Origin of the sequence: Streptomyces durmitorensis (assembly GCF_023498005.1) — a bacterium.
GTDB classification, from domain to species: Bacteria; Actinomycetota; Actinomycetes; order Streptomycetales; family Streptomycetaceae; genus Streptomyces; species Streptomyces durmitorensis.
The window spans coordinates 3171057-3197511 of record NZ_CP097289.1 but is presented as its reverse complement, the minus strand read 5'-3'; the positions used below and the strand labels follow the sequence as shown (position 1 = coordinate 3197511).

Annotated in this window: 26 protein-coding genes; 19 read left to right on the top strand and 7 right to left on the bottom strand. The window is 71.0% G+C overall.

The features are described from left to right. Window positions 1-13: 13 nt before the first annotated feature. The 4 genes from M4V62_RS14130 (at window position 14) to M4V62_RS14115 (ending at window position 4425) form a co-directional block, all read left to right on the top strand. The gene (locus M4V62_RS14130; RefSeq protein ID WP_249587611.1) at window positions 14-1249 is read left to right on the top strand and encodes an ABC transporter ATP-binding protein; all 1236 of its coding nucleotides are present in this window, start codon (window positions 14-16) and stop codon (window positions 1247-1249) included. Window positions 1250-1357: 108 nt separating this feature from the next. Then, window positions 1358-2749, top strand: coding sequence for a M1 family metallopeptidase (locus M4V62_RS14125; RefSeq protein ID WP_249587610.1), 1392 nt, complete (start codon window positions 1358-1360; stop codon window positions 2747-2749). Window positions 2750-2819: 70 nt separating this feature from the next. Next, complete coding sequence (locus tag M4V62_RS14120) at window positions 2820-3494, top strand: trimeric intracellular cation channel family protein (protein WP_249587609.1); 675 nt, start codon at window positions 2820-2822, stop codon at window positions 3492-3494. Window positions 3495-3555: 61 nt separating this feature from the next. Next, window positions 3556-4425, top strand: a complete 870-nt coding sequence (locus M4V62_RS14115) for a thioesterase family protein (protein WP_249587608.1) — start codon at window positions 3556-3558, stop codon at window positions 4423-4425. A gap of 101 nt (window positions 4426-4526) precedes the next feature. Here M4V62_RS14115 and M4V62_RS14110 read toward each other — a convergent pair whose 3' ends face one another. The 3 genes from M4V62_RS14110 to M4V62_RS14100 all read right to left on the bottom strand — a co-directional run bounded on the left by M4V62_RS14110 (window position 4527) and on the right by M4V62_RS14100 (window position 7155). Then, window positions 4527-5576 (bottom strand): YeiH family protein, encoded by a 1050-nt coding sequence (locus tag M4V62_RS14110; RefSeq protein WP_249587607.1) that lies wholly within the window; start codon window positions 5574-5576, stop codon window positions 4527-4529. Further along, on the bottom strand, window positions 5576-6145 hold the full coding sequence (locus M4V62_RS14105) for a cysteine dioxygenase family protein (RefSeq protein ID WP_249587606.1): 570 nt from the start codon (window positions 6143-6145) through the stop codon (window positions 5576-5578). The genes M4V62_RS14110 and M4V62_RS14105 overlap by 1 nt, the downstream gene beginning before the upstream one ends. 104 nt (window positions 6146-6249) lie before the next feature. Next, window positions 6250-7155: a LysR family transcriptional regulator gene (locus M4V62_RS14100; RefSeq protein ID WP_249587605.1), complete on the bottom strand. Its 906-nt coding sequence runs from the start codon at window positions 7153-7155 to the stop codon at window positions 6250-6252. Window positions 7156-7252: 97 nt separating this feature from the next. On the opposite strand from M4V62_RS14100, the gene M4V62_RS14095 reads away from it, so the two are divergent. After that, a complete protein-coding gene (locus M4V62_RS14095) occupies window positions 7253-8242 on the top strand; it encodes a helix-turn-helix transcriptional regulator (protein WP_249587604.1) in 990 nt (329 codons plus the stop codon). Here M4V62_RS14095 and M4V62_RS14090 read toward each other — a convergent pair. Both M4V62_RS14090 and M4V62_RS14085 read right to left on the bottom strand, forming a co-directional pair. Beyond that, on the bottom strand, window positions 8202-9044 hold the full coding sequence (locus tag M4V62_RS14090) for an alpha/beta fold hydrolase (RefSeq protein ID WP_249587603.1): 843 nt from the start codon (window positions 9042-9044) through the stop codon (window positions 8202-8204). The two genes, M4V62_RS14095 and M4V62_RS14090, sit on opposite strands and share 41 nt — an antisense overlap. Window positions 9045-9109: 65 nt before the next feature. After that, complete coding sequence (locus M4V62_RS14085) at window positions 9110-9751, bottom strand: TetR family transcriptional regulator (RefSeq protein ID WP_249587602.1); 642 nt, start codon at window positions 9749-9751, stop codon at window positions 9110-9112. 116 nt (window positions 9752-9867) lie between these two features. On the opposite strand from M4V62_RS14085, the gene M4V62_RS14080 reads away from it, so the two are divergent. From M4V62_RS14080 to M4V62_RS14065, 4 genes are all read left to right on the top strand, one after another. Further along, the gene (locus tag M4V62_RS14080) at window positions 9868-10023 is read left to right on the top strand and encodes a hypothetical protein (RefSeq protein WP_249587601.1); all 156 of its coding nucleotides are present in this window, start codon (window positions 9868-9870) and stop codon (window positions 10021-10023) included. A gap of 116 nt (window positions 10024-10139) precedes the next feature. Further along, the gene (locus M4V62_RS14075; RefSeq protein WP_425575294.1) at window positions 10140-10454 is read left to right on the top strand and encodes a hypothetical protein; all 315 of its coding nucleotides are present in this window, start codon (window positions 10140-10142) and stop codon (window positions 10452-10454) included. 48 nt (window positions 10455-10502) lie between these two features. Continuing rightward, entirely contained in the window at window positions 10503-11666 is a 1164-nt protein-coding gene (locus tag M4V62_RS14070; protein ID WP_249587600.1) for a cysteine desulfurase family protein, read from the top strand. 216 nt (window positions 11667-11882) lie between these two features. Beyond that, entirely contained in the window at window positions 11883-13172 is a 1290-nt protein-coding gene (locus M4V62_RS14065) for a cytochrome P450 (protein ID WP_249587599.1), read from the top strand. Window positions 13173-13206: 34 nt separating this feature from the next. On the opposite strand, the gene M4V62_RS14060 is transcribed toward M4V62_RS14065, so the two are convergent. Further along, complete coding sequence (locus M4V62_RS14060; RefSeq protein WP_249587598.1) at window positions 13207-13884, bottom strand: N-acetylmuramoyl-L-alanine amidase; 678 nt, start codon at window positions 13882-13884, stop codon at window positions 13207-13209. Between the two features lie 61 nt (window positions 13885-13945). On the opposite strand from M4V62_RS14060, the gene mnmA reads away from it, so the two are divergent. Beyond that, complete coding sequence (gene mnmA, locus M4V62_RS14055) at window positions 13946-15082, top strand: tRNA 2-thiouridine(34) synthase MnmA (RefSeq protein ID WP_249587597.1); 1137 nt, start codon at window positions 13946-13948, stop codon at window positions 15080-15082. 21 nt (window positions 15083-15103) lie between these two features. On the opposite strand, the gene M4V62_RS14050 is transcribed toward mnmA, so the two are convergent. Beyond that, the gene (locus M4V62_RS14050; protein ID WP_249587596.1) at window positions 15104-15445 is read right to left on the bottom strand and encodes a DUF427 domain-containing protein; all 342 of its coding nucleotides are present in this window, start codon (window positions 15443-15445) and stop codon (window positions 15104-15106) included. Between the two features lie 63 nt (window positions 15446-15508). Here M4V62_RS14050 and M4V62_RS14045 point away from each other — a divergent pair, with 63 nt between their 5' ends. The 9 genes from M4V62_RS14045 to gatB all read left to right on the top strand — a co-directional run bounded on the left by M4V62_RS14045 (window position 15509) and on the right by gatB (window position 26350). Next, window positions 15509-16054, top strand: a complete 546-nt coding sequence (locus M4V62_RS14045) for an LOG family protein (RefSeq protein ID WP_249587595.1) — start codon at window positions 15509-15511, stop codon at window positions 16052-16054. 31 nt (window positions 16055-16085) lie between these two features. Further along, window positions 16086-16775, top strand: a complete 690-nt coding sequence (locus tag M4V62_RS14040; protein ID WP_249587594.1) for an SDR family oxidoreductase — start codon at window positions 16086-16088, stop codon at window positions 16773-16775. Beyond that, complete coding sequence (locus M4V62_RS14035) at window positions 16772-17770, top strand: methionine synthase (RefSeq protein ID WP_283779082.1); 999 nt, start codon at window positions 16772-16774, stop codon at window positions 17768-17770. Before M4V62_RS14040 ends, M4V62_RS14035 begins: the two co-directional genes overlap by 4 nt. Before the next feature lie 30 nt (window positions 17771-17800). Further along, a complete protein-coding gene (gene ligA / locus M4V62_RS14030; RefSeq protein ID WP_249587593.1) occupies window positions 17801-19984 on the top strand; it encodes an NAD-dependent DNA ligase LigA in 2184 nt (727 codons plus the stop codon). Window positions 19985-20232: 248 nt separating this feature from the next. After that, window positions 20233-22629 (top strand): putative bifunctional diguanylate cyclase/phosphodiesterase, encoded by a 2397-nt coding sequence (locus tag M4V62_RS14025; protein ID WP_249587592.1) that lies wholly within the window; start codon window positions 20233-20235, stop codon window positions 22627-22629. A gap of 145 nt (window positions 22630-22774) precedes the next feature. Further along, on the top strand, window positions 22775-23071 hold the full coding sequence (gene gatC / locus M4V62_RS14020; RefSeq protein ID WP_010984178.1) for an Asp-tRNA(Asn)/Glu-tRNA(Gln) amidotransferase subunit GatC: 297 nt from the start codon (window positions 22775-22777) through the stop codon (window positions 23069-23071). 6 nt (window positions 23072-23077) lie between these two features. After that, on the top strand, window positions 23078-24583 hold the full coding sequence (gene gatA, locus M4V62_RS14015; RefSeq protein WP_249587591.1) for an Asp-tRNA(Asn)/Glu-tRNA(Gln) amidotransferase subunit GatA: 1506 nt from the start codon (window positions 23078-23080) through the stop codon (window positions 24581-24583). Further along, window positions 24580-24822 carry a hypothetical protein gene (locus M4V62_RS14010; protein WP_249587590.1) on the top strand — a complete coding sequence of 81 codons (243 nt, stop codon included), beginning with the start codon at window positions 24580-24582 and terminating at the stop codon, window positions 24820-24822. The genes gatA and M4V62_RS14010 overlap by 4 nt, the downstream gene beginning before the upstream one ends. A 16-nt stretch (window positions 24823-24838) precedes the next feature. Further along, a complete protein-coding gene (gene gatB / locus M4V62_RS14005; protein ID WP_249587589.1) occupies window positions 24839-26350 on the top strand; it encodes an Asp-tRNA(Asn)/Glu-tRNA(Gln) amidotransferase subunit GatB in 1512 nt (503 codons plus the stop codon). Window positions 26351-26455 lie beyond the last annotated feature (105 nt).

Below are 26455 nucleotides of genomic sequence, written 5' to 3'. Positions count from 1 at the left end.
GAAGGGCCAGGAGATGACGATCCCGGCGCAGACGAAGAGTTCCTCCGGCTCGCCCGAGCCGCTGCTCAAGGTCGACGGCCTGGTGAAGCACTTCCCCATCAAGAAGGGGCTGTTGCAGCGCCAGGTGGCGGCGGTGCAGGCCGTCGACGGTCTCACCTTCGACGTACGTCCCGGTGAAACGCTCGGCGTCGTGGGCGAGTCGGGCTGCGGCAAGTCGACGATGGGCCGTCTGATCACGCGCCTGCTCGAACCGACCGCGGGCCGCGTGGAGTTCGAGGGCGTGGACATCACGCACCTGAACACCGGGAAGATGCGGCCGCTGCGCCGCGACGTCCAGATGATCTTCCAGGACCCGTACTCGTCGCTGAACCCGCGGCACACCATCGGCACGATCGTCGGTGCGCCGTTCAAGCTGCAGGGCGTCAAGCCCGAGGGCGGCCTGAAGAAGCACGTGCAGGAGATGCTGGAGCGCGTGGGGCTCAGCCCCGAGCACTACAACCGCTACCCGCACGAGTTCTCCGGCGGTCAGCGCCAGCGCATCGGCATCGCCCGTGCGCTCGCGCTGCGGCCCAAGCTGGTCGTGGCCGACGAGCCCGTCTCCGCCCTGGACGTCTCCATCCAGGCGCAGGTGGTCAACCTCCTGGACGACCTCCAGGACGAGCTCGGCCTCACGTACGTGATCATCGCGCACGACCTCTCGGTCATCCGGCACGTCTCTGACCGCATCGCGGTGATGTACCTCGGCAAGATCGTGGAGCTCGCGGACCGCAAGGACCTCTACTCCACACCGATGCACCCGTACACCAAGGCGCTCCTGTCCGCCGTTCCGGTGCCCGACCCCCGGCGACGCGGCGTCAAGAGCGAGCGCATCCTGCTGCGCGGTGACGTCCCCTCGCCGATCGACCCGCCCACCGGCTGCCGTTTCCACACGCGCTGCTGGAAGGCGACGGAGATCTGCGCGAAGACCGAGCCGCCGCTGATCGCCCTCGCCTCCGGCCACCAGGTGGCGTGCCACCACCCGGAGAACGCCGAGGACCAGCAGCCGGGCGACACCAAGCTGCTGCAGGTCGCCAAGGAGGCGATCGACGTGGTGTCGGTGGTGAGCAAGGCCGAGGAGACGGCCGAGGAGGCCGCGACCCCGAAGAAGACCGTCGCGAAGGACGAAGCCCCGAAGGCCGCCGCGAAGGACGAAGCCCCGAAGGCCGCCCCGGAAGCGGAAGTCGCGGGTCAGGAGCCAACTGGCAAGTAGTGCCTGATGACTTGGTAAAAATCAGTCACCAGGTCATGTACACGCCCATACGGGAGAGTGCAGAGTCTGCGTGTCCGTTTCATCGGAACATGCGCGAAGGGATGACTCATGGCACTCTCCCGTTCGGCACGTCTGGGGGCACTGGCCACCGCCGCCGCCTCCTTCTGCTTGATCGCCGCCGCACCCGGGCCCCACCCGGGCTCCGACGGCGTCGGAGACCCGTACTTCCCGCAGCTGGGCAACGGCGGATTCGACGTACGCCACTACGGCCTCGACGTGGCGTACAACCCCGACACCGACCGCCTCGACGGCCGCACCACCATCACCGCGCGCGCCACCCAGAACCTCTCCTCCTTCAACCTCGACCTCCAGAAGCTGGAGGTGACGAGAATCGAGGTGAACGGAAGACGGGCGCACTTCACGCGCAAGGGCGACGAGATCCGCATCAGCCCCCGCGACAGCCTGCGCAAGAACAAGAACTTCACCGCGAGCGTCACCTACGGCGGTGTGCCCGAGCCGCTGAGCGGCCCCATCGTCTTCGGCTCCGACTACGGCTGGATGAAGACCACCGACGGCGTCTTCGTCGCCTGCGAGCCCAACGCCGCGTCGACCTGGTTCCCCTCCAGCGACCACCCGATGGACAAGGCCGCCTTCGACATCCGCATCAAGGCGCCCAAGGGCCTGACCGGAGTCTCCAACGGCCGCCTCGTCGGCACGTACGACAAGGGCGGACAGACCGTCGCCCACTGGCGCGAGTCCAGGCCCATGGCGACCTACCTCGCGACCGCCACGATCGGGAAGTTCGACGTGAAGAGGGGCAAGACCCCGGCGGGGACCCCGATCTACGTCGCCATCGACCCGGTCCTGGAGAACAGCAACAACGTCGACGTGTACGGCGTCACCGCGGAGGTCACCGACTACTGGTCGAAGATCTTCGGCCCCTATCCCTTCGAGGAGACCGGCGCGATCGTCGACGACATGCCACAGGCCGGCTTCTCCCTGGAGACCCAGACCAAGCCGGTCTACTCCGCGATCCGCAGCGAGTCGACCATCGCCCACGAGCTCGCCCACCAGTGGTTCGGCGACTCCGTCACGCCCGACAAGTGGAACGACATCTGGCTCAACGAAGGCTTCGCCACCTACTCCCAGTGGCTGTGGAGCGAGCACAAGGGCACGCAGACCGCCCGTGACGCCTTCCTCGCGGGCTACAACTCGCGCCCCGCCGACGCGCCCTTCTGGCAGATCGTCGTCGGCGACCCGCAGCGCGACACGATGTTCGCCTCCGCCGTCTACCAGCGCGGCGCGATGACGCTCCAGGTCCTGCGCGAGCGCATCGGCGACAAGGCGTTCTTCAAGCTGCTCCCGGCCTGGGCCGAGCAGAACAAGTACGGGAACGCGAGCACCGCCGACTTCATCCGGCTCGCCGAGAAGATCTCGGGCAAGCAGCTCGACGCGCTGTTCGAGACGTGGCTGTTCACGAAGGGCAAGCCCGCCCTGTAGTCGCCGCGCGGTGCCGCCCTGCGGTGCCGCCCTGGTGAGGCCCGCGCCGGCGGGCAGGTAAGAATGTCGCGTGATTCAGGATCTGTTCAGTCCCTCCGTCCAGCACGCGCTCGACATCGTCGGGATCTTCGTCTTCGCGATCTCCGGGGCGCTGCTCGCCGTGCGGAAGAACTTCGACGTGTTCGGCATCGCCGTGCTCGCCGAGGTCACCGCGCTGGGCGGAGGGCTCATCCGTGACGTGGTCATCGGTGCGGTGCCGCCCGCGGCCTTCACCGACCTCGGCTACTTCATCACTCCGCTGTTCGCGGCCCTCCTGGTGTTCTTCCTGCACCCCGAGGTGGAGCGCACCCAGCTCGCGGTGAACGTCTTCGACGCGGCGGGCCTCGGCCTCTTCTGCGTCACGGGCACGACCAAGGCGTACGACTACGGCCTCGGGCTCACCGCGTCGGCCGCCCTGGGCCTGGCCACCGCGGTGGGCGGTGGCGTGCTGCGCGACATCATCGCCAACGAGGTGCCCTCACTGGTGCGCTGGGACCGCGACCTGTACGCCGTGCCCGCGATCGTCGGCTCCGCGATGGTCGCGCTCTGCATCAACTACGACATGGTGAACGCCTTCACCAGCAGCCTCGCCGTGGTCACGGCCTTCGTCCTGCGACTGCTCGCCCTGCGCTACCACTGGCGCGCGCCGCGTGCCTGGCACCGGCGGTCGACGGCGGTGGAGGTGGAGGACGTCGCGTCGTCGTGACGAAAAAGCCACCGCTCAGAAAAAGCTACCGCTCAGTAATTAGATGTTGTACGTTGCCGGTATGGCAGAGGCAGCATCCATACCGGCAGCGGTGCCCGCGAGCATCGGCGACAGCGAGTTCGACCGCGACACCGCGGTCACCCGGCGGGAGCCCGGTGTCTATGACATCGAGCTCTCCGCCGGGTGGACGATCATCAACGCCGTCAACGGCGGCTATCTCCTCGCGGTCATCGGCCGCGCGCTGGCCGACGCCCTGCCGCACGCGGATCCCTTCACGGTCTCCGCGCACTACCTCACGGCGTCCCACCCCGGGCCCGCCGTCATCCGCACGGACACGGCGCGGGCCGGGCGGACCCTGTCGACCGGGCAGGCCTCCCTCTTCCAGTACGACGACGAGGGGCGCGAGGTCGAGCGGATCCGCGTGCTCGCCTCGTACGGAGATCTGGCGGGGCTTCCCGACGACGTCCGCACGACGGCCAAGCCGCCCGCCCTGCCGCCGATCGAGCAGTGCTTCGGTCCGCAGGACGCTCCGGACCACCGCCCTGTGCCCGGCAGTTCGGCGATCAGTGACCGGCTCTTCCTGAAGCTGGACCCGTCCACCGTCGGGTGGGCCGTCGGCCAGCCCTCGGGCAAGGGGGAGATGCGGGCCTGGTTCGGCCTCGCGGACGGCCGTGACGCCGACCCGCTGTCGCTGCTGCTCGCGGTGGACGCGCTGCCGCCGACGGCCTTCGAGCTCGGCCTCTCCGGCTGGGTCCCCACCGTGGAGCTGACGGTGCATGTGCGGGCCAGGCCCGCGCCCGGTCCCCTGCGGGTTTCCATCACCACGCGGAACCTCGCCGGGGGCTTCCTGGAGGAGGACGCGGAGGTCTGGGACGCGGCGGATCGCCTGGTCGCCCAGTCGCGCCAGCTTGCCCGGGTCCGGCTCTCCTGACGGGGGTCCACTAGACGGGGTCTGTCCGGCGGGTCGGCGCCGGACAGGCCTTCTTTCCCCGGGCGGGCCTTCTTTCCCCCGGGCGGGCCTTCCTGCCCCGGTCAGGCCGTGAGGACGACGCCCACGTAGGAAACCCCCGCCACCACCACCCAGGCGGACAGCCCAAGTGCCGCCACGCGCCCGCCCGTTCGGGTGAGCGAGGGCAGGTCCACCGCGGCGCCGAGCCCGAACAGGGCCGCCGCGAGGAGCAGTTCCTGGACGTGACCCGCCAGGTCCAGGGCGGATCCCGGCACCCAGCCGGTGCTCCGCACCGCGACCATCCCCAGGAACCCCGCCACGAACAGCGGCAGCACCGGCGGCCTGCGTTTCCCCGCAGTCGCCCCCGCCCCGCGCGCGGCGGACCGCGCCCGCAGGGAGAGACCCACCGCCGCCACCAGCGGCGCGAGCACCGCCACCCGCATCAGCTTCACCAGGACCGCGTCACCCAGCGCCCCCGCCCCTGCGGTCTGCGCGGTGGCCACCACCTGCCCCACGTCGTGCACGCTCGCACCGGCCCACCGCCCGAACTCCGCGTCGCTCAGCCCCAACGGCCCCTGCAACAGGGGCAGTACGGCGATGGCGAGCGTCCCGCAGAGCGTCACGAGGGCCACCGAGACCGCCGCGTCCCGCTCCTCGCTCTCGGACACCTCGCTGACCGCGCCGATCGCGGACGCACCGCAGATCGAGTAGCCGGTGGCGATCAGGAGCGGCTGGTCGCCGGGCAGGCCGAGCCTGCGGCCAAGCCACCACGTACCGAAGAACGTCGCCGCGACCACTCCGAGCACCATCGCCACCGTCGCCCAGCCGAGGCCAAGGACGTCGTCCAGGCTCAGCTTCAGGCCGAGCAGCACGATGCCGAGCCGCATCAGCCGCTTGCCCGCGAGGGAGAGCCCCGCCCTGCCCCGGCCGCGTACGACGGCACGCACACCCGGGACATGCGCCGCCGCGAGGCCCAGCACCACCGCCGCCGTCAGCATCGGGACGGCGGGGAGCAGCGCATGCGTCGCCCAGGCCGCCGCGACGCCGAGGGCTGCGAGAGCGAGTCCCGGCAGGGGGCCGCTGGGGCGGGGCGGCGTGGTGGCGGCGCGCGGCCGCTGCCCGAGCAGCGCCATCAGCGGTCGGCCGGCAGCTCGTACACCCGGCGCACGCTGGTGCCCAGGCGGGATATGTCCGCGCCGTACACGTGGAGCGAGATCGCCCGCTCCGTACCGGCGTTCCAGACCCGGTGGATGTCGCCGGGCGGTGCGAAGCCGCACACCGCGCCCTGCGGGTTGACCAGGTCCTCGGTGGCGACGAGCCGCGCCGGGGAGCCGGACGCGGCCGGGACGAGGCGGTAGCGCCGCTCGTGCTCCGCGCCCTCGTGGACGCCGGTGACGCACCAGGAGACATGGTCGTGGACCGGCGTGTGCTGGCCCGGCAGCCAGACCAGGCCGACCACCGAGAAGCTGCCGTCGTGCTCGGCGTGCAGCAGATGCTGCCGGTAGCGCTCGTCGTCGCCCTCGCACTGCTCGTCGGTGAGCAGATCGGCCGCGCCCAGGTGGGGCGCGAGCCGCTCGCCGACGAGATACGCGGTCAGGTCCGGCGGCAGGCCACGGCCGACGGCCTCGCGGACGCCGGCGACGAGGTCGTCCAGACGCCCGGTGGTGCGGGCTGCGCGGTACGCGGTGATGGAGGCACTCATAAAGGCAGCGTCCTGCCGCGCTTCCATCACGTCCAACGACAGTTTCTAAGCCTCGCCCCAACTTCCGCTTATGGATCGGGGTGTTCGGAGGGCCGCCGAGCGCCTCAGCAGCCGATCCGGTTCGCCGCGACCGCCTTCAACTCCTCAAGGACCAGCGCCGTCGCGGGAATCCGCAGGTGCTCCCGGAGCGCGTACGCCGAGACCTGCCGCCGCGACGCCGGATCGAGGGCCCGGCCCGTCACCTCCCGGTGGCGCAGGAAGTTGAGGACGAGCCCCGGCATCATCGCGATGCCGAGCCCCTCGGCGACCAGGCTCTGGATGACGAGGTTGTCGTCCGTGGTGAAGGCGATGTCCGGCGCGAAGCCCTGCTCGGCGCACTCGTGCAGGAAGTTGGCGCGGCAGCGCAGGCAGCCCGCGATCCAGCGCTCGTCCGCGAGGTCGACGAGCCGGACGGAGCGGCGCCGGGCGAGCGGGTGGCGGGCCGGCATGAGGACCGTCAACTGGTCTTCCATCAGCGGGATCTCCATCACCTCGTCCGGCACGTCCTCGTGCAGGCCGGGGTAGTGGAAGGCCAGCGTGATGTCGCAGTCGCCGTCCACCAGGCGCTGGAGCGACTCGGGCGGTTCGTTCTCCTGGAGCTCGACGCGCACACCGGGATGGCTCTTCGCGAGCCGGGCCAGCGCCTCGGGGATGAGGGTGGCGTTGGCGCTGGGGAAGGCGCAGATGCGGACGCGTCCGGTGCGCAGGCCCGTGATGGCGTTCATCTGCTGCTCGGCGGCGTTGATGTTCCCGAGGATGATCCCCGCGTGCCGGGACAGCGCCTCGCCCGCCTCGGTCAGCCGCATCCTGCGGCCGACGCGGGTGAACAGGACCGTGCCGACGGACCGTTCGAGCGCCTTCATCTGCTGGGTGATCGCCGGCTGCGTATAGCCGAGCGAGCGGGCGGCGGCGGAGTAGGAACCGGTGCGGACCACTTCATGGAATGACCTGATGTGCCGGGAATCGAACACGCCTGAATCATAGGCAGGCCCCGGGAGGAGCCGACAGGTCCCCCTTCCCGGCATCACCTGACAGCCGTCGACGCCGTCGTCCGCCATCCTTGGCTGCGTGAAATCCGACCGGCTGCTCTCGATCCTGCTGCTGCTCCAGACCCGCGGGCAGGTCCCCGCCCATGAACTCGCCGACCGTCTCGAAGTCTCGGTGCGCACCATCTACCGCGACATCGAGGCGCTCTCGGCCTCCGGCGTCCCGGTGTACGCCGAGCGCGGGCGGCACGGGGGCATCGCGCTCCTGCCCGGGTTCCGCACCGACGTCACGGGGCTCACGGCGGACGAGTCGCGGGCGCTGTTCATCCTGGCCGCCCAGGGCGCGCACGCCGCGCTCGGACTCGGGGACGCGATCGGCTCCGCGCTGCGCAAGGTCATGGCGGCCCTGCCCGCACCGCACCGTCCCGCCGCCGAGCTGACGAGCCGGCGCATCCTCGTCGACGCGGCGCGCTGGATGCCGGGGCCGCGCGGATCGGATCCGGTCACCGCCGACCTCGACGTGCTGCAGGACGCCGTGTTCTCCGACCGTCGGCTGCGCCTGCGCTACCGGCACAGCGGCGACGCGGAGCCGAGCACGTACACGGTGGACCCCTACGGCCTCGTCTCCAAGGCGGGCGTCTGGTATCTGGTCGCCGACCGGCGCGGCACGCCCCAGCTCTTCCGCGCCGACCGGGTGCGGGCCGCGACGCTCACGGATGTGCCCGTGCGGCGCAGGCCCGGTGTCGAACTCGCCGACGTCTGGCGTGTGCTGAAGCGCCAGGTCGAGGACCGTCCGGTCGGCGTCGACGTGACGGCGCGGGTCGCGCGCGATCGTTTCGCCCAGTTCCTGCGCCTGAAGGGGCAGTTCCTCAGCGCACGTCCCGAGGACGACGGGGAGAGCGAGTGGATCACCGTCCGGCTTGGTTTCGGTGTCGTCGGTGACGCCCGCACGCTGCTCCCGTTCGCCGCGAGTGTGGAGGTGCTCTCGCCGCCCGAGGTGCGGGCCGAGCTGGAGGGCGCCGCCGCCGCGGTCACCGATCTGTACGCAGGAAACGGCTCAGCTCGCCGGTGAGTTCGGCGGGCGCGTCCTCCTGTACGAGATGTCCCGCGCCCTCGATCAGACGCAGCCGGGCGCCGGGGATCAGCTTGGCGAGCTCGTGGCCGCGCTCGACCGGGATCCAGGTGTCGTCCGTGCCCCAGCAGATGAGGACGGGCAGCGCCAACTCCCCGTATCGGCCCTGGATCTCGTCGGTGAACCGCTGGTCGTTCTGCTCGATCTGCCGGTAGAAGGCGGGCCTGCCCTCCTGCGTGCACCAGGGCTCCACCAGGCGGTCGAGCACCGCGGGGTGCAGGCCGCGGTGGCTCGCGGAACCGACGTAACTGCGCACCAGTGCCTCGTGCAGGGCGGGCGGCAGCTGGGCGAAGACGTCGGCGTTCGCGCCGAGCAGGCGGTAGGCGGGGGAGCCCCAGGGGGCGAGGGCCACCGGGTCGACGACGGCGAGGCGCTCATAGCGGGCGCCGTGCAGGAAGTGGGCGCGCAGCGCGACGCATCCGCCGAAGTCGTGGGCCACGACGGCGGGTTCGTCAAGGCCCCAGTGCGCGAGGAGCCCGGTGAGGACGCGGGCCTGCGCGGCCAGGGTCACGTCCTGCCCGGAGCGCATCTCCGACGTCCCGTAGCCGGGCAGGTCCCATGCGTACACCCGGTGTTCGCGGGAGAGCGCGTGGGCCACGCCCCGCCAGACGTACGACGAGAAGGGCGTGCCGTGGACCAGGACGACGGGCGGCGCGTCCTGGGGTCCCAGCGCGGTCCAGCGGACGGCGCCGGTCGGTCCTGCGAAGGTCTGGTCGAGCGTCCAGTCGCGGTCGGTCGTCATGACCGTAAGGCTAGTAGCTCCTTACGGGAGAGTCGAGGCTCGCGGGGCGCCCGTCGCGTCCCCGGTCACCGCTCGTCCAGCCAGTGGCGTCGCCCGAGCGACACCAGGCGCAGCTGCCGGCGCGCGCTGGCCGCCACCCGCTCCTCGGTGTCGGGCGACGCCTCCAGGAGGGCGGACGCGGTCATCACCATGTGGTCGACGTACATCCTGGCCAGCATCAGGAGGTCGTCCTCGTCCCAGCCCGCCGACTCGGGCTCCCGGGCGAACTGGTCCTTCACCTCCCTTGCGAACAAGGTGAGTTGACCGCCTATCGCGGAGCGCACGGCCTGTACTCCGCCGTGCTGCTCGCGCGCGATGAAGCGCACGTGGGCGGGGTGGGTGCGCACATAGACGACGATCAACTCGACCGTGGCCGCGATGCGTTCCTCGCCCTCGTCGTCGCCCTCGCTGTCGCCGGTCGCCGCCAGGAGGGCGACGAGCGTGGTGTGCAGGCTGCTCAGGGCTTCCTCGACCAGGGCCACGCCCAGGTCGGCCATGTCGCGGAAGTGGCGGTAGAAGGCGGTGGGGGCCACGCCCACGGCGCGGGTGACCTCGCGCAGACCCAGGCTGCTCAGGCTCTGCTCCTCGAGCAGCTGGAGCGCCGCGTCCAGGAGTGCCTGCCGGGTTTTCTGCTTCTGGGCCTGCCGGATGCCGAGAGTGTGACTCATGCCATGCAGTTAACAACTGTTCTCCGAGATTGGGAAGCCGGAGAGGCGGTAGACTCCAGAGTCAGTGAACAGTTGTTACCACAAGCGTTCACCGAATTCTCAACGAGAGGCATCCCATGTTGTTCCTCGTCGCCGCTCTCCTGCTGCTCGGTGTGGCACTGGGCTCCGTGGCCCACGCGCCGCTCCCCGTCACCCTCGTCGCCGCCGTCGTCATCGGCGTCTGGCTCATGGTGTTCGCGGTCCGCGAGCGGCACGCGCGTCGCCGGTCCTGAGCGCGTCGCCGGTCTTGAGCGCGTCGCCGGTCCTGATCGCGCCACTGGTCCTGGGCGCGCCACCACCCCGGAGCGCGTCACCACTGATCCGTACGGCACCTGCAAGGAGTCGCACCATGGAACTCACCACCCTCACCCGCAAGCCCACCACCGCTTCCACCCCCGACCCCGTCCCTGCCCCCGCCCCCACCGGCCGGCGTGACACCGACGGCATGGCCGTCGCCTCGTTCGTCCTCGGCCTGCTCGGACTGCTCGTCCTCAACCTCTTCCTCGGCCCGATCGCGATCGTCCTCGCGGGCATCGCGCTCCTGCGCGGGACCAGCCGAAAGGGCCGCGCACTCCTCGGACTCGGGCTCGGTGTGGCCGATCTCGTCGTGCTCGCCGTGCTGATGTCCATGGACAACACCGTGTCGTGGGGTCTCGCGGGCTGACACCGCTTGGACGCGGGGCCCCGCGAGGCTCGTAGAATCGTGCCCACCATGGCCTACCTCGACCACGCAGCGACCACTCCGATGCTCCCGGAGGCGATCGCGGCGATGACCGCCCAGCTCGCCGTCACCGGCAACGCGTCCTCATTGCATGCCGCGGGGCGCCGGGCGCGACGCACCGTCGAGGAGGCCCGCGAGACGCTCGCCGAGTCGCTCGGCGCGCGCCCCAGCGAGACCGTCTTCACCGCGGGCGGCACCGAGGCCGACAACCTCGCCGTGAAGGGCCTGTACTGGGCGCGGCGCGACGCCGACCCCGCGCGCACCCGGGTCCTCTCCAGCCCCGTCGAGCACCACGCCGTCCTCGACGCCGTGCACTGGCTCGGCGAGCACGAGGGCGCCACCGTCGAGTACCTCCCCGTCGACACGTACGGCCGCGTGCACCCCGAGGCGCTGCGCGAGGCGATCGAGCGCAACCCCGACGACGTCGCCCTCGCCACCGTCATGTGGGCCAACAACGAGATCGGCACCATCATGCCGATCCGCGAACTCGCCTACGTGGCGGCGGAGTTCGGCATCCCCCTGCACGCCGACGCGGTGCAGGCCTTCGGCCAGGTGCCCGTCGACTTCGGGGCGTCGGGCCTCGCCGCGATGACCGTCTCCGGGCACAAGATCGGCGGTCCGTACGGCATCGGGGCACTGCTCCTCGGCCGCGAGTACAGCCCCGTGCCCGTCCTGCACGGTGGCGGGCAGGAGCGTCATGTGCGCTCCGGGACGCTCGACGTGCCCGCGATCGCCGCGTTCGCGGTGGCGGGGCGGCACGCCGCCGGGCAGCGCGAGTGGTTCACCCGCGAGATCGGCGCGCTGCGGGACGATCTGGTCTCCGCCGTGCGCGAGGCGGTCCCCGGCGCGCTCCTGGGCGGAGACCCGGTCGACCGCCTGCCCGCGAACGCGCACTTCACCTTCCCCGGCTGCGAGGGGGACTCCCTCCTGCTGCTGCTCGACGCCCAGGGCATCGAGTGCTCCACCGGCTCGGCGTGCACGGCGGGCGTGGCCCAGCCGAGCCACGTCCTGCTCGCCACCGGGACCGACCCCGACCTGGCCCGCGGCACACTGCGCTTCTCTCTCGGGCACACCTCGACGAAGGCGGACGTGGCGGCGGTGGCCCAGGCGATCGGCCCGGCGGTGGAACGGGCACGGACGGCGGGGCTGAGCTGAGTCCGGCCTCCTGCGGCGCCAGTTTGGTCCCGGTTCGCGACGATACGTGACCAGGGTGACGCACGACTCGGTTGATCCCGCCCGGAGTTGATGCCGGTTTCAGCCGCTATCGGGCGGACAGGCACAGGAGCGGGCTACGGCGCCCACAGCTCGCCGATCTATGCTTGCCGCTCGCGAGTCCGCTCCGCGCGTTCGGGGCTGCACGACAACCCCCTCATGGAGTTCACATTGAAGGCGAACCTCCGCTCTCGCATCGCCGCGCGGCTCGGGCGCATCTATCTCTCCAGGATCCAGAAGAACGGGATCAGCGCCTCGGCGATCTCGCGGCTGCCCGAGCCCCTGCTGGCGCCGATGCGCCGCGACGGGCTCGACCCGGTGGCCCGGCTCACCGAGCACCAGGCGGAGCAGCCGGTCTCCAAGGTGCCGCTGCCGTTCGGCATGGACGCCTGGGTGGTCACCGGCTACGACGAGGTGAAGGCCGTCCTCGGCGCGACCGGCGGCTTCAGCAACGACTTCACGAACCTCGCGGGCAACGCGGGCGTGGTCGAGGACCACAACCCCGGCGGCCTCGGCTTCAGCGACCCCCCGGTCCACACGCATCTGCGCCGCATCCTCACGCCCGAGTTCACGATGCGCAGGCTGCGCCGCCTCACGCCCCGGATCGAGGCCATCGTCGAGGAGCGGCTCGACGCGATGGAAGCCGCCGAAGGGCCCGTCGACCTCGTCGAGGCCTTCGCGCTGCCGATCCCGTCGCTGACGATCTGCGAACTGCTCGGCGTGCCGTACGAGGACCGCCACGACTTCCAGCAGCTGGCCATGGAGCGCTTCGACCTCTTCGGCGGGGCGACCGCTCCCTTCGGGGCCATATCCGCCTCGCTCTCCTACTTCCGGGACGTCGTCAAGAAGCAGCGCGAGAACCCGGGCGACGGACTGCTCGGCATGATCGTGAAGGAGCACGGCGACACGGTCGACGACGAGGAGCTCGCCGGTCTCGCCGACGGCATCCTCACCGGCGGCTTCGAGACCACCGCGAGCATGGTGGCCCTCGGCTCCCTGCTGCTCCTGCAGGACCCGCAGACCGCCGCACGGCTGCGGGACGACGAATCGGCGGCCGCCCCCTTCGTCGAGGAGGCCCTGCGCTACCTCACCGTCGTACAGGTGGCCTTCCCGCGCTTCGCCCGCGAGGACATCGAGATAGCCGGGGTGCTCATCCCCAAGGGCGACCTGGTCCTGTGCTCCCTCAGCGGCGGCAACCGCGACGCCAAGTACACCCCCGACGGCGGCGGCTTCGACCCGCACCGCAAGGCCTCGGGCCACCTCGCCTTCGGCTACGGCATCCACCGCTGCATCGGCGCCGAACTGGCCCGCATGGAGCTGCGCGCCGCCTACCCGGCCCTGGTGAAGCGCTTCCCCGGGATGCGGCTCGCGGTCGACCCCGAGGAGCTCGCGTTCCGCAAGCTGTCGATCGTGTACGGGGTGGAGTCGCTGCCGGTGCACCTTCGGTAGGCCGCGTCACCCGGCGCACCCTCGGCAGGACGTCTCACCCGAGGGCGGTGCGGGCCTTCTTCACCAGCCCTATGTACCGGTCCCAGTCCCAGTGCGGCCCGGGATCCGTGTGGTCCGTGCCCGGCACCTCCACGTGCCCGATGATGTGCTTCCGGTCCACCGGGATGTCGTACCGCTCGCAGATCCCGGCCGTGAGCCGCGCCGACGACTCGTACATGGCATCGGTGAACGAGGACTTCCGGTCGACGAAGCCCTCGTGCTCGATGCCGATGCTCCGTTCGTTGTAGCTCTTGTTCCCCGCGTGGAACGCCACGTCCAGCTCGCGGATCATCTGGGCGACGTGCCCGTCCTTGCGCACCACGTAATGGGCCGCCGCGCCGTGCGCCGGGTCCTTGAACACCCTCAGCGCCGTCGCGTACCCGCCCTGCACCACGTGGATGACGACCATGTCGATTCCGTAGTCGTCGGGGCGGTCCGCGCGGCGCCAGTTGTAGTCGGACGCGGCGACCCACTGGGCGCCCCGGGCGTCGACCTCGCCCTCCTTGCGCTTCTTGACGACGCCGGGCAGCCGCCACCACAGGCGGCCCAGCTGGTCCGAAGCGAGCGCGGCCGTGCCGACGGCCGCCGCCGCGCCGCCGATCAGGAGCGTCCGCCGATTGACGCCCCGGCGCCCCCGGCCCTGCTCCGCCGTCGTGTCCTTTTCTTCCCCCATGTGATCGTCAACGCTTACTCACGGGCGGCTGGTTCCCGCGGGCCCGTACCCTGTTAGAGCTATGACTGAGAACCGGACCCCGCAGCACCCCCGCCCCCTTCGCGTACTCGCCGCCATGTCGGGCGGCGTGGACTCCGCCGTCGCCGCCGCGCGCGCCGCCGAAGCAGGGCACGACGTGACCGGAGTGCACCTGGCACTCTCGGCGAACCCGCAGTCGTTCCGCACGGGCGCGCGAGGCTGCTGCACCATCGAGGACTCCCGCGACGCCCGCCGCGCCGCGGACGTCATCGGCATCCCCTTCTACATCTGGGACCTGGCCGAGCGGTTCCGCGAGGACGTCGTCGATGACTTCATCGCCGAGTACGAGGCGGGGCGCACCCCCAACCCGTGCCTCCGCTGCAACGAGAAGATCAAGTTCGCGGCGCTCCTGGACAAGGCGCTCGCGCTGGGCTTCGACGCGGTCGTCACCGGCCACTACGCCACGGTCGTCGTGAACGAGGACGGCACGCGCGAGCTGCACCGCGCCTCGGACATGGCCAAGGACCAGTCGTACGTCCTGGGGGTCCTGGACGACCGCCAGCTCGCCCACGCGATGTTCCCCCTCGGTGACACGCTCACCACCAAGGAGGAGATCCGCGCGGAGGCCGAGGAGCGGGGCCTGGCCGTCGCCAAGAAGCCCGACAGCCACGACATCTGCTTCATCGCCGACGGCGACACCCAGGGCTTCCTCGCGGACCGCCTCGGCAAGGCGGAGGGCGACATCGTCGACGCCGAGGGCAACAAGCTGGGCACCCACGAGGGCGCCTTCGGCTACACCATCGGCCAGCGCAAGGGCCTGCGGATCGGCACCCCGGCCCCCGACGGCAAGCCGCGCTACGTCCTGGACATCTCCCCGGTGAACAACACCGTGACGGTCGGCCCGGCGGCCGCCCTGGACGTCACGGGCCTGACGGCCATCAAGCCCCGCTGGTGCGGAGTGGCCCCCTCCGGGCCCGGCACGTACACCGCGCAGCTGCGGGCGCACGGCGGCGAGACGCCGGTGCGCGCGGAGCTGGTCGACGGCTCGGAGCTGCGGGTGTCCTTCGACGAGCCCGTGCGCGGCGTGGCCCCCGGCCAGGCGATCGTGCTGTACGACGGCACGCGCGTGGTGGGGTCGGCGACGATCGCGACGACGGAGAGGGCCACGGCGGCGGCCTAGGCCCTCCGTCCGTCCCGCTCGCTAGTCGGCCGCTTCCACTTCGTACGAGTAGAAGCAGAAGTGGTCCTTGATCTGCGCCACCGCGTCCTTGGGCTCGGGATAACCCCAGACCGCGTCCTTGCCGTCCTCGGCGCCGGGCAGCGACCAGTAGGACGCCGTCCCCTTGAACGGGCAGTACGTGGTGGTGTCCGAGGGGGTCAGGAGATCGGTGCGCACGTCCTGGGGCGGGAGGTAGTGGCGCACCGGGTAGCCCGTCTCGCGCAGCAGCAGCGGGCGTCGGCTCTCGGCCACGACCTGGCCGTCCCGCACCACCCGTACGAGGTCGGTGCCCTGCTCGATGGTGATCGTGTGTCCTGCTGTCACCGTGGTCTCCTTCTGTGAGCGGCCGCGTCCCACCCAGTCTGTGCCGGATCGTACGGTGAAGCCATGAACATCTGTGTCTTCCTCTCCGCAGCCGACCTCCCCGACCGCTACACCCGCCCCGCGCGCGAGTTCGCCGAGCTGCTCGGCAGGGGCGGCCACACCCTGGTGTGGGGCGGTTCGGAGAGCGGCCTGATGAAGGTCGTCGCCGATGGAGTGGAGGAGGCGGGCGGGCGGCTCGTCGGAGTCTCCGTCGACTTCCTCGCCGCCAAGGCCCGTGCTGTCTCCGCGCCCGACGAGATGGTGATCGCGCGCGACCTCGCCGAGCGCAAGGCGCTGCTCCTGGAGAAGTCCGACGCCGTCGTGATCATGGTCGGCGGCACGGGCACGCTGGACGAGGCCACCGAGATCCTCGAACTGAAGAAGCACGGCAAGCACACCAAGCCGGTGGTCCTGCTCAACTCGGCGGGCTTCTACGACGGCTTGAAGGAGCAGTTCCAGCGCATGGAGGACGAGGGCTTCCTGCCGGTGCCGCTGACCGGTCTCGTCTTCTTCGCCGAGGAGCCGGTCGGCGCGCTCGCCCACCTGGAGGAGTCCATGGGCGTGCGCTGACCTGCACCTGCCGGGGTGCGACGATGGACGCATGGCAACACATGTGATCACCGGGGCGGGCTCAGGCATCGGCGCCGCCGTCGCCCGCCGCCTCCACGCACGCGGCGACGCCCTCGTCCTGCACGCACGGGACGCGGGCCGCGCGAAGGAACTGGCCGCGCAATTCCCCGGGGCGGACACGCTCGTGGGCGACCTCTCCGACCCGGACAAGCTCTCCTGGGCGTTCGGCCACCAGTCGCTGCCCGACCGGGTGGACTCCCTGCTCCACATCGCGGGCGTCGTCGACCTGGGCCGGGTCGGTGACCTCACCCCCAAGTCCTGGCGCCACCAGCTCAACGTCAACCTCATCGCCCCTGCCGAGCTGACCCGGCACTTCCTGCCCCAACTGCGCGTCGCACAGGGCCACGTGGTCTTCGTCAACTCGGGCGCGGGCCTGAGCGCCCACGCCGACTGGTCCGCCTACGCCGCCTCCAAGCACGGCCTCAAGGCCCTGGCCGACGCCCTGCGCGCCGAGGAGCACGCCAACGGCGTGCGGGTCACCTCCGTGTACCCGGGCCGCACGGCCAGCGCCATGCAGGCCAAGGTCCACCAGCAGGAGGGCAAGGCGTACGACCCCTCCCGCTTCATCGACCCGGAGTCGGTCGCCACGACGATCCTGATGGCGATCGACCTGCCGCGCGACGCCGAGGTCAACGACCTGACGGTGCGGCCGGGACAGTGACCGACATCAGTTGGGGCCCGGCCACCGGCATCGGGTCCATGCCGGGCGGCGACGCCCGGGAGACCGCGAAGACCGTCACGGGCAGCTTCGAGGAGTTCCCGTATCTGGCGGAGCTGCCCGCGCGCGGGCCGGGCGCCGACATGATCGGCCGGACCGCCGGAATGCTGGTCGAGCTCTACGCGCGCGTGGAGCCCAGCGGCTGGCGCATCGGCGACCGGCCCGGCCGGGACACGCGCCGCGCGAAGGCGTGGCTCGGCGAAGACCTCGACGCCCTGGAGGAGTTCACCCAGGGGTACGAAGGTCCGGTCAAGGTGCAGGCCGTGGGGCCGTGGACGCTGGCGGCAGCGCTTGAGCTGAAGAACGGCGAGTCCGCTCTCTCCGACCCCGGCGCCTGCCGTGACCTGGCCGGATCCCTCGCCGAGGGCCTGCGCGCCCACCTTGCCGACGTACGCCGCAGGATCCCCGGCGCCCAGATCGTGCTGCAGCTCGACGAACCCTCGCTCGTCGCCGTCCTGCGCGGACACATCAAGACGGCGAGCGAGTACCGCACCCACCGCGCCGTGGACCGGCAGCTCGTGGAGAGCACCCTGCGCGACGTCATCGGCGTCCACGCGGACGGGCCCGCCGTCGTGCACTCCTGCGCGCCCGACGTGCCGTTCGCGCTCCTGCGCCGTGCCGGGGCCGACGCGATCTCGTTCGACTTCTCGCTCCTCACCGAGCGTGACGACGAGGCGATCGGTGAGGCCGTCGAGGGGGGCACGAAGCTCTTCGCCGGTGTCGTGGCGGGCGTGGACGGCTCATTGTCAGACCCTGCCGGTAGCGTCATGGGTGTCAGGACGCTGTGGCGCAGGCTGGGGCTGAATCCGGGTTCTCTCGCGGAGTCGGTCGTGGTCACTCCGTCGTGCGGGCTCGCAGGGGCTTCCCCCGCGTACGCGCGCGCGGTGCTCGCCCACTGCGCCAGGGCGGCGAGATCACTCGCGGACAACCCTGAGTAATTGGGTATGACGTAACGGGAGGACGAAACGGTGGCTGTCGAACAGCAAGGCTCTGTGCCCGCCGAGGCACGGGATCAGCACGCCCAGCTGGCCGAACAGATCGAGGAGCACCGCTTCCGGTACTACGTGAACGACCAACCGGTCGTCAGCGACGCCGAGTTCGACAAGCTCCTTCGTTCGCTTCAGGCCCTGGAGGACGAGTACAGCGAGCTGCGCACGCCCGACTCGCCCACCCAGAAGGTCTCCGGGGCGTACGAGACCGAGTTCACCTCGGTGCAGCACCGCGAGCGGATGCTCTCCCTGGACAACGCCTTCGACGACGAGGAGCTCGCCGCCTGGGCCGACCGCGTGGCCAAGGAGGTCGGCACCGGCGATTACCACTTCCTGTGCGAACTGAAGGTCGACGGCCTCGCCGTGAACCTCACGTACGAGGACGGCAAGCTCACACGCGCGGCCACGCGCGGCGACGGCCGCACGGGTGAGGACATCACACCGAACGTCCGCACCATCGCGGACATCCCGGACCGCCTCAAGGGCGACGACATCCCCGCCCTGGTCGAGATCCGCGGCGAGGTCTTCTTCCCCATGGAGAAGTTCGAGGAGCTGAACGCCCGCCTGGTGGAGGCGGGCGACAAGCCCTTCGCCAACCCGCGCAACGCGGCGGCGGGTTCGCTGCGCCAGAAGGACCCGCGCGTCACCGCGACGCGCCCGCTGCACATGGTGGTGCACGGCATCGGCGCCCGCGAGGGCTTCGACATCGACTGCCTCAGCCACGCCTATGAGCTGCTGCACGGCTGGGGCCTGCCCACCGCCCAGCACAACAAGGTGGTCCAAGGGCTCGACGGCGTGCGGGAGTTCATCACGTACTTCGGCGAGAACCGCCACTCGGTGGCGCACGAGATCGACGGCGTCGTCGTGAAACTGGACGAGATCCCGCTCCAGGGCCGCCTCGGCTCGACCTCGCGTGCCCCGCGCTGGGCGATCGCCTGGAAGTACGCCCCCGAGGAGGTCAACACCAAGCTGGTCAACATCCGCGTGGGCGTCGGCCGCACCGGCCGCGTCACGCCGTACGCCCAGGTGGAGCCCGTGACCGTCGCGGGATCCGAGGTCGAGTTCGCCACCCTGCACAACCAGGACGTGGTGAAGAAGAAGGGCGTCTTCATCGGGGACACGGTCGTCCTGCGCAAGGCGGGCGACGTCATCCCGGAGATCCTCGGCCCCGTCGTCGACCTGCGTGACGGCACCGAGCGGGAGTTCGTGATGCCCGCCGAGTGCCCCGAGTGCGGGACGGCGCTGCGGCCGATGAAGGAGGGCGACATCGACCTCCGGTGCCCCAACGCCCAGTCCTGCCCCGCCCAGTTGCGCGAGCGGCTCTTCTACCTCGCGGGCCGCAAGAGCCTGGACATCGAGAACTTCGGGTATGTGGCCGCCGCCGCGCTCACCAAGCCCCTTGAGCCCTCCGAGCCGCCGATTCTCGACGAGGGCGACATCTTCGACCTGACCATCGAGCGCCTCCTGCCCATCAAGGCGTACGTACTGGATCAGGACAGCGGTCTGCCCAAGCGGGACCCCAAGACGGGCGAGGAGAAGATCGCCACGGTCTTCGCCAACCAGCAGGGCGAGGCCAGGAAGAACGCCGTTTCGATGCTGGAGAACATCGCGGCGGCCAAGGAGCGCCCGCTCGCGCGGATCATCACGGGCCTGTCCATCCGCCATGTCGGCCCGGTCGCCGCGGAGGCGCTCGCCCGCGAATTCCGGTCGATCGACCGCATCGAGCAGGCCACGGAGGAGGAGCTCGCCGCCGTGGAGGGCGTGGGCCCGACCATCGCCGCCTCCCTGAAGCAGTGGTTCGAGGAGGACTGGCACCGGGAGATCCTGCGCAAGTGGCGCGCGGCCGGGGTCCGCATGGAGGAAGAGGGCGGAGGCGAGGACGAGGGGCCGCGACCGCTCGAAGGCCTCACCGTCGTCGTGACCGGAACGCTGGAGAACCACACGCGGGATGGCGCAAAAGATGCGTTGCAGAGCCGGGGAGCAAAGGTCACCGGTTCCGTTTCGAAGAAGACAGCATTCGTAGTTGTGGGCGACAATCCCGGCTCGAAGTACGACAAGGCGATGCAGCTGAAGGTTCCGGTTCTTAACGAGGAAGGCTTCGCCGTCCTGCTGGAACAGGGGCCGGACGCGGCAGCGGAAGTCGCGCTTCCGACCGAGGAGTAGCGGTTGAAGGCCACCCGTTCAGCGCATACCAGAGGCATACGGGTGGCCGGGTCGCATTCGGGCAACCGTAGTGGACCGCTGCCCGTAGAAGCCTTCTGCGGCCTACTGTTGAGGTGTGCGCCTGCCGTGCCCCGCTGCGATTGGGGTATCCCCTGCTCACCGGGAGCAAGGGAAGGAGTTTCAGACGCGGCTGACTTCTGGACCGAGTCCGCGTGGCGTGGGCACCGCCGGCTGTGAGAGGGACGGGAATGGAACCGACCGAGAGCGCCGCACCGGACTCCCGGCTGCGCGCGCGCCTGCGGCGCGGACCGGGCGCGTGGCTCAGCGGACGCAGAGCGGAACGGGAGGCGCGCGAAGCCGAGAGCAGGCGCCCCGCCGTCCCGAGCACCGCAGTTGAGCGACGCGAGCGGGCCTGGAGCACCGTCGGCGGGTACGGCACACAGGAGCTCGACGTGGGCGAGGCCTCGGGCGGCAGGGACGCGGCGGGGCCCTGCGCCGCCAAGTCCGGCGCCGACGGACGGCGCAGGACGCTCTGGCGCGGCTCCGAGGCGCACGACCCGGACGACGCGTCCGGCGAGCGCGACCCCTGGCCGGTGCTTCCGGTTGCCGTCGTGGCCGTCGCCGCCGTCGTGCTCGGCACGGGCTTCTTCCACGCGTTCACCGGACGCGGCACGCTCTTTCCCTCCGGCACGGTCGGCTGGTCCCTCGCCGTCCTCACGGGCCTGATCGTCGGCCACCTCGTCGCGCTCGGCCGCGACCGCTGGTGGGGCGGCACCGGATCGGGCGGCGCACTCACCGTCGCGGTGCTCCTGCTGTACGGCTGGGTGCCCGCCGGAATGGTCAGCCTCACCGTCGTCGTCCTGGTCGGCATCGCGCGCCGCCACCGCTGGCGCCAGGGCATCCTGCACGGCGCCGTCGACATCCTCGGCATCGGCGCGGGCGCGCTCGCCATGGCCGCGTTCGGCACGGCGCCGTCGGTGCAGTCGCCCTGGCTCCCCGAGACCTGGGACCTGTACTCGGCCCCCGAAGTGGCGCTCGCCGCGGTCGCCTACCTCGTCGTCACCCGCGTCCTGCTCTGGTACGTCCACGCGCCGCGCACCGGCGCCCTGCCCACGGTCACCCGCACCGCCCTGGTCAGACAGGGCCTGGTCGGCGTCGCGCTGCTCGGCATCGCCCCGCTGATCTGCGTGGTCGCGGCCTCGACGCCCATCCTGCTGCCGCTCTTCGCGATCCCCCTCGTCGCCCTCGACTCGACGCTGTGGATCGCGCGGGCCAGGGCCGAGGATCAGCTCCGCGACCCGCTCACGGGCCTGCCCAACCGGGAGTGGCTGCTCGAACGGACCTGGACGGCCCTGGACGACGCCGAGCGGATCGGGGCGCGCTCCGCCCTGATGCTGATCGACATGGACCGCTTCCGTTCGGTGAACGACACCCTCGGCCACCTCGCGGGCGACCGTCTGCTGCTGCAGATCGCCGACCGGCTGCGCCTCGCCCTGCCCCGCGGTGCGGAGGCCGCGCGGCTCGGCGGTGACGAGTTCGCCGTCCTGCTGCCGGTCGCCGACTCCACGACGTCGGCCACCCGCGTGGCCCGGTCGCTCGTCGCGGCCCTCGGCTCGCCCCTCGATCTCGACGGCCTGACGCTGGTCCTCGAGGCCAGCGCCGGGCTCGCGGTCTTCCCCGACCACGCGATGGACGCGGAGGGCCTGCTGCGGCGGGCGGACGTCGCGATGTACCAGGCCAAGCGGGACCGCACGGGCGTCGAGGTGTACGAGTCCAAGCGCGACTCCAACACCCCCGACCGGCTGGGCCTGTTGGGCGATCTGCGGCGGGCCCTTGACGCGGGTGACGTCGAGCTCCACTACCAGCCGAAGGTCCAGTTCGACGGTCGCGTCGCGGGGCTCGAGGCGCTGGTGCGGTGGGTGCATCCCGAACGCGGGAAGGTGCCGCCGGACGAGTTCATCGCCATAGCGGAGTCGTCCGGGCTCATGCCGCACCTGACGGAGTACGTCCTGGAGACGGCCCTCGCCCAGGTGGCGAAGTGGCAGGCGATGGGGCTCAAGGTCCCCGTCGCGGTGAACGTCTCGCCGCGCGACGTGCACACCCCCGGCTTCGCCGGAGCGGTCGCGGCACGCCTGGCCCGGCACGGCGTACCCGCGGGAGCGCTCCAACTGGAGATAACGGAACACGTCCTCCTCGAGGACCCGCAGCGGGCCGCGGACACGCTGGCCGGTCTGACCGGCCACGGGGTCAAGATGTCGCTCGACGACTTCGGCACGGGGTACTCGTCCCTGGTGCATCTGCGGCGGCTGCCGGTCAGCGAGCTGAAGATCGACCGCTCGTTCGTGGCGCGCCTTGCCATCGACAACGAAGACGCGGAGATCGTCCGCTGCACCGTCGACCTCGCACACTCCCTGGGACTGCTCGTCGTCGCCGAGGGCGTCGAGGACGACGAGACGTGGGAGCGGTTGCGCGACCTGGGGTGCGACGCGGTGCAGGGGTGGCTCGTCGCGGCGGCGATGCCGCCGGACGAGACGACCGCCTGGCTGCGGGCGCGGGGCTCGCGCGGCTGGCGCAGGCCGGTGGATGTCGCCGCCGAGGAGGCGGCGGCGGCTCGCGCCGCCGCGGAGGCGGACGCCGTGAAGTAGCCGCGGGACCGGCCCGGCTGCCGGGGGTGGAACGACGGCCTGGGCCTGCCCGGAGGCCTGCCGAGGGAATCCGTTTCACGTGCACGGGGTGCGGCCCCATAGGATTGGGCCACAAACCACACACTCACCCCCAGAGGATCGCCGCATGCCTGGCATTACGCGCGAGGAGGTCGCCCACCTCGCCCGCCTTGCACGTCTGGAGCTGAAGGCAGAAGAGCTCGACCACTTCGCCGGACAGCTCGACGACATCATCGGCGCGGTCGCCCGCGTCTCCGAGGTCGCCGACCAAGACGTACCGCCGACCTCCCACCCGCTGCCGCTGACGAACGTCATGCGCGCGGACGAGGTCCGTCCGTCGCTCACCCCCGAGCAGGCGCTCTCCGGAGCCCCGGCCCAAGAGCAGCAGCGTTTCAAGGTGCCGCAGATCCTGGGGGAGGACTAACCCACCATGACGGACAGCAAGATCGACATCATCAGGCTCACCGCCGCCGAGATCGCCTCCAGGATCGCCTCCGGCGAGCTCACGGCCGTCGAGGTCACCGAGGCCCACCTCGCCCGCATCGAGGCCGTCGACGAGAAGGTGCACGCCTTCCTGCACGTCGACCGTGAGGGCGCGCTCGCGCAGGCCCGCGCCATCGACGCCAAGCGGGAGAAGGGCGAGAAGCTGGGCCCGCTGGCCGGCGTCCCGCTCGCGCTCAAGGACATCTTCACCACCGAGGGCGTTCCGACCACGGTCGGTTCCAAGATCCTCGAAGGCTGGATCCCGCCGTACGACGCGACCGTCACGCGCAAGCTGAAGGAAGCCGGCGTCGTCATCCTCGGCAAGACCAACATGGACGAGTTCGCCATGGGGTCCTCCACCGAGAACAGCGCGTACGGCCCCACCGGCAACCCGTGGGACCTCACCCGCATCCCCGGCGGCTCGGGCGGCGGCTCCAGCGCCGCGCTCGCGTCGTACGAGGCCCCCCTCGCCATCGGCACGGACACCGGCGGCTCCATCCGCCAGCCCGCGGCCGTCACCGGCACGGTCGGCGTCAAGCCCACCTACGGCGGCGTCTCGCGCTACGGCATGGTGGCGTTCTCGTCCTCCCTGGACCAGGGCGGCCCCTGTGCCCGCACGGTCCTCGACGCGGCCCTGCTGCACGAGGTCATCGCCGGGCACGACGAGCTCGACTCGACGTCCATCGACGCCCCGGTGCCCTCGGTCGTCGAGGCGGCCCGCAACGGCTCCGTACAGGGCATGCGCGTCGGTGTCGTCAAGCAGTTCGCGGGCGAGGGCTACCAGGCCGGTGTCGTCCAGCGCTTCCAGGAGTCGGTGGCGCTGCTCAAGGAGCTCGGCGCCGAGATCGTCGATCTTGACTGCCCGTCCTTCGACCTGGCGCTCTCCGCGTACTACCTGATCGCGCCCTCCGAGTGCTCGTCGAACCTCGCGCGCTTCGACGCCATGCGCTACGGCCTGCGCGTCGGTGACGACGGCACGAAGTCCGCCGAGGACGTCACCGCGCTGACCCGCGAGGCGGGCTTCGGCGACGAGGTCAAGCGCCGCGTCATCCTGGGCACGTACGCCCTGAGCTCCGGCTACTACGACGCGTACTACGGAAGCGCCCAGAAGGTCCGCACGCTGATCACGAAGGACTTCGAGAAGGCCTTCGAGCAGGTCGACGTGATCGTCTCGCCCGCGACGCCCACCACCGCCTTCCCGATCGGCGAGCGCGCCGACGACCCGATGGCGATGTACCTCGCGGACGTGTGCACCATCCCGTCGAACATGGCGGGCAACGCCGCCATGTCGCTGCCCTGCGGCCTCGCGCCGGAGGACGGCCTGCCCGTCGGGCTGCAGATCATCGCCCCCGCCATGAAGGACGACCGCCTTTACAAGGTGGGAGCCGCCGTCGAGGCCGCCTTCGTGGAAAGGTGGGGTCACCCGCTGCTTGAGGAGGCACCGTCACTATGAGTCCGATGACTGCCAAGGCGAAGGGCTTCAGGAAGTCGAAGCCCGGCGCGTACCTGTCGATGGCCACCACCGCGTTCGGGGCGGTCTCCGTCGTCAAGCAGGCCAGGATGGCCCGCAAGGAGAACGACACGCTCCGTCTCGTCGACGCCGCTGTCTCCGCCGCCGCCATCGTCACCGGTCTTGCTCTGCTCTATCGCGAGCTGAAGAAGCTCGGCGACGACGACGTCCTGCTGGGTTGAGAGGGAAAGTTTCACCGTGACTGTCACGACTGACCTGGTGTCGTACGAGGATGCCCTCGCGACGTACGACCCCGTCATGGGCCTTGAGGTCCATGTCGAGCTGGGCACCAAGACCAAGATGTTCTGCGGCTGCTCCACCGAGCTCAAGCAGGACGCCAACAGCCAGACCTGCCCGACCTGTCTCGGACTGCCCGGCGCGCTGCCGGTCGTCAACGAGATCGGCGTCGAGTCCGCCATCAAGATCGGCCTCGCGCTGAACTGCGAGATCGCCGAGTGGTGCCGCTTCGCCCGGAAGAACTACTTCTATCCGGACATGCCGAAGAACTTCCAGACCTCCCAGTACGACGAGCCGATCGCCTTCAACGGCTATCTGGACGTCCAGCTGGAGGACGGCGAGGTCTTCCGCGTGGAGATCGAGCGCGCCCACATGGAGGAGGACACCGGCAAGTCCACCCACGTGGGCGGCGCGACGGGCCGTATCCACGGCGCGTCGCACTCGCTCCTGGACTACAACCGCGCCGGTATCCCGCTCATCGAGATCGTCACCAAGCCGATCGAGGGCGCGGGCGAGCGGGCTCCCGAGGTCGCCAAGGCGTACGTCGCCGAGCTGCGCGAGGTCATCAAGGCGCTCGACGTCTCCGAGGCCCGCATGGACAAGGGCCAGATGCGCTGCGACGTGAACCTCTCCCTGCGGCCGCACGGCCGCGAGGAGTTCGGTACGCGCTCGGAGACGAAGAACGTCAACTCGCTCCGTTCCGTGGAGCGTGCGGCGCGCTTCGAGATCCAGCGTCACGCGGCCGTCCTGAACGGCGGCGGCACGATCATCCAGGAGACCCGTCACTTCCACGAGGAGGACGGCTCCACGACGTCGGGTCGCATCAAGGACAACGCCGAGGACTACCGGTACTTCCCGGAGCCCGACCTCGTCCCCGTCGCCCCGGCCCGTACGTGGGTCGAGGAACTGCGTGCCGGTCTCCCCGAGATGCCGCGCGTGCGCCGCAACCGCCTCCGCGAGGAGTGGGGTGTCTCGGAGCACGACATGCAGTCGATCCTGAACGCCGGTGCGGTCGACCCGATCGTCGCCACCATCGAGGCGGGGGCCGACTCGGCCGCCGCGCGCAAGTGGTGGATGGGCGAGATGGCCCGCGCGGCGAACGAGTCGGGCAAGGCCCTGGACGAGCTGGGGGTCACCCCGGTGCAGGTCGCCCGGGTCGCCGAGCTCGTCGCCAAGGGCGACCTGAACGACAAGCTGGCCCGTCAGGTCTTCGAGGGCCTCCTGGCCGGCGAGGGCACGCCGGACGAGGTCGTCGAGAAGCGCGGCCTGAAGGTCGTGTCCGACGAGGGCGCGCTGACGACCGCCGTGGACGAGGCGATCGCGGGCAACCCCGCCATCGCCGACAAGATCCGCAGCGGCAAGGTCGCGGCGGCCGGTGCGCTGGTCGGCGCGGTCATGAAGGCGACCCGGGGTCAGGCCGACGCTGCCCGCGTCAAGGAACTGATCCTGGAGAAGCTGGGCGTGGAGGGTTAGCCTCCACGGCTTGTACGGGATCCAGGGCGGCGCCACGCATGCGCCGGCCTGAAGCAGAGGCTGCCTGAACCGCCGCTTCGCGGCGGATCTTTCCCGCCCGCCCAC

Excerpts from the sequence above, each read along its gene's own strand:
- M4V62_RS14065 (WP_249587599.1), top strand. The coding sequence starts at position 11,883 with ATGGAGTTCACATTGAAGGCGAACCTCCGCTCTCGCATCGCCGCGCGG.
- M4V62_RS14045 (WP_249587595.1), top strand. The coding sequence starts at position 15,509 with ATGAACATCTGTGTCTTCCTCTCCGCAGCCGACCTCCCCGACCGCTAC.
- M4V62_RS14085 (WP_249587602.1), bottom strand. The coding sequence starts at position 9,751 with ATGAGTCACACTCTCGGCATCCGGCAGGCCCAGAAGCAGAAAACCCGG.
- mnmA (WP_249587597.1), top strand. The coding sequence starts at position 13,946 with ATGACTGAGAACCGGACCCCGCAGCACCCCCGCCCCCTTCGCGTACTC.
- M4V62_RS14105 (WP_249587606.1), bottom strand. The coding sequence starts at position 6,145 with ATGAGTGCCTCCATCACCGCGTACCGCGCAGCCCGCACCACCGGGCGT.
- M4V62_RS14075 (WP_425575294.1), top strand. The coding sequence starts at position 10,140 with ATGGAACTCACCACCCTCACCCGCAAGCCCACCACCGCTTCCACCCCC.
- M4V62_RS14080 (WP_249587601.1), top strand. The coding sequence starts at position 9,868 with ATGTTGTTCCTCGTCGCCGCTCTCCTGCTGCTCGGTGTGGCACTGGGC.
- M4V62_RS14025 (WP_249587592.1), top strand. The coding sequence starts at position 20,233 with ATGGAACCGACCGAGAGCGCCGCACCGGACTCCCGGCTGCGCGCGCGC.
- M4V62_RS14130 (WP_249587611.1), top strand. The coding sequence starts at position 14 with ATGACGATCCCGGCGCAGACGAAGAGTTCCTCCGGCTCGCCCGAGCCG.
- M4V62_RS14060 (WP_249587598.1), bottom strand. The coding sequence starts at position 13,884 with ATGGGGGAAGAAAAGGACACGACGGCGGAGCAGGGCCGGGGGCGCCGG.
- M4V62_RS14115 (WP_249587608.1), top strand. The coding sequence starts at position 3,556 with ATGGCAGAGGCAGCATCCATACCGGCAGCGGTGCCCGCGAGCATCGGC.
- M4V62_RS14090 (WP_249587603.1), bottom strand. The coding sequence starts at position 9,044 with ATGACGACCGACCGCGACTGGACGCTCGACCAGACCTTCGCAGGACCG.
- gatA (WP_249587591.1), top strand. The coding sequence starts at position 23,078 with ATGACGGACAGCAAGATCGACATCATCAGGCTCACCGCCGCCGAGATC.
- M4V62_RS14110 (WP_249587607.1), bottom strand. The coding sequence starts at position 5,576 with ATGGCGCTGCTCGGGCAGCGGCCGCGCGCCGCCACCACGCCGCCCCGC.
- M4V62_RS14040 (WP_249587594.1), top strand. The coding sequence starts at position 16,086 with ATGGCAACACATGTGATCACCGGGGCGGGCTCAGGCATCGGCGCCGCC.
- M4V62_RS14010 (WP_249587590.1), top strand. The coding sequence starts at position 24,580 with ATGAGTCCGATGACTGCCAAGGCGAAGGGCTTCAGGAAGTCGAAGCCC.
- gatC (WP_010984178.1), top strand. The coding sequence starts at position 22,775 with ATGCCTGGCATTACGCGCGAGGAGGTCGCCCACCTCGCCCGCCTTGCA.
- M4V62_RS14125 (WP_249587610.1), top strand. The coding sequence starts at position 1,358 with ATGGCACTCTCCCGTTCGGCACGTCTGGGGGCACTGGCCACCGCCGCC.
- M4V62_RS14070 (WP_249587600.1), top strand. The coding sequence starts at position 10,503 with ATGGCCTACCTCGACCACGCAGCGACCACTCCGATGCTCCCGGAGGCG.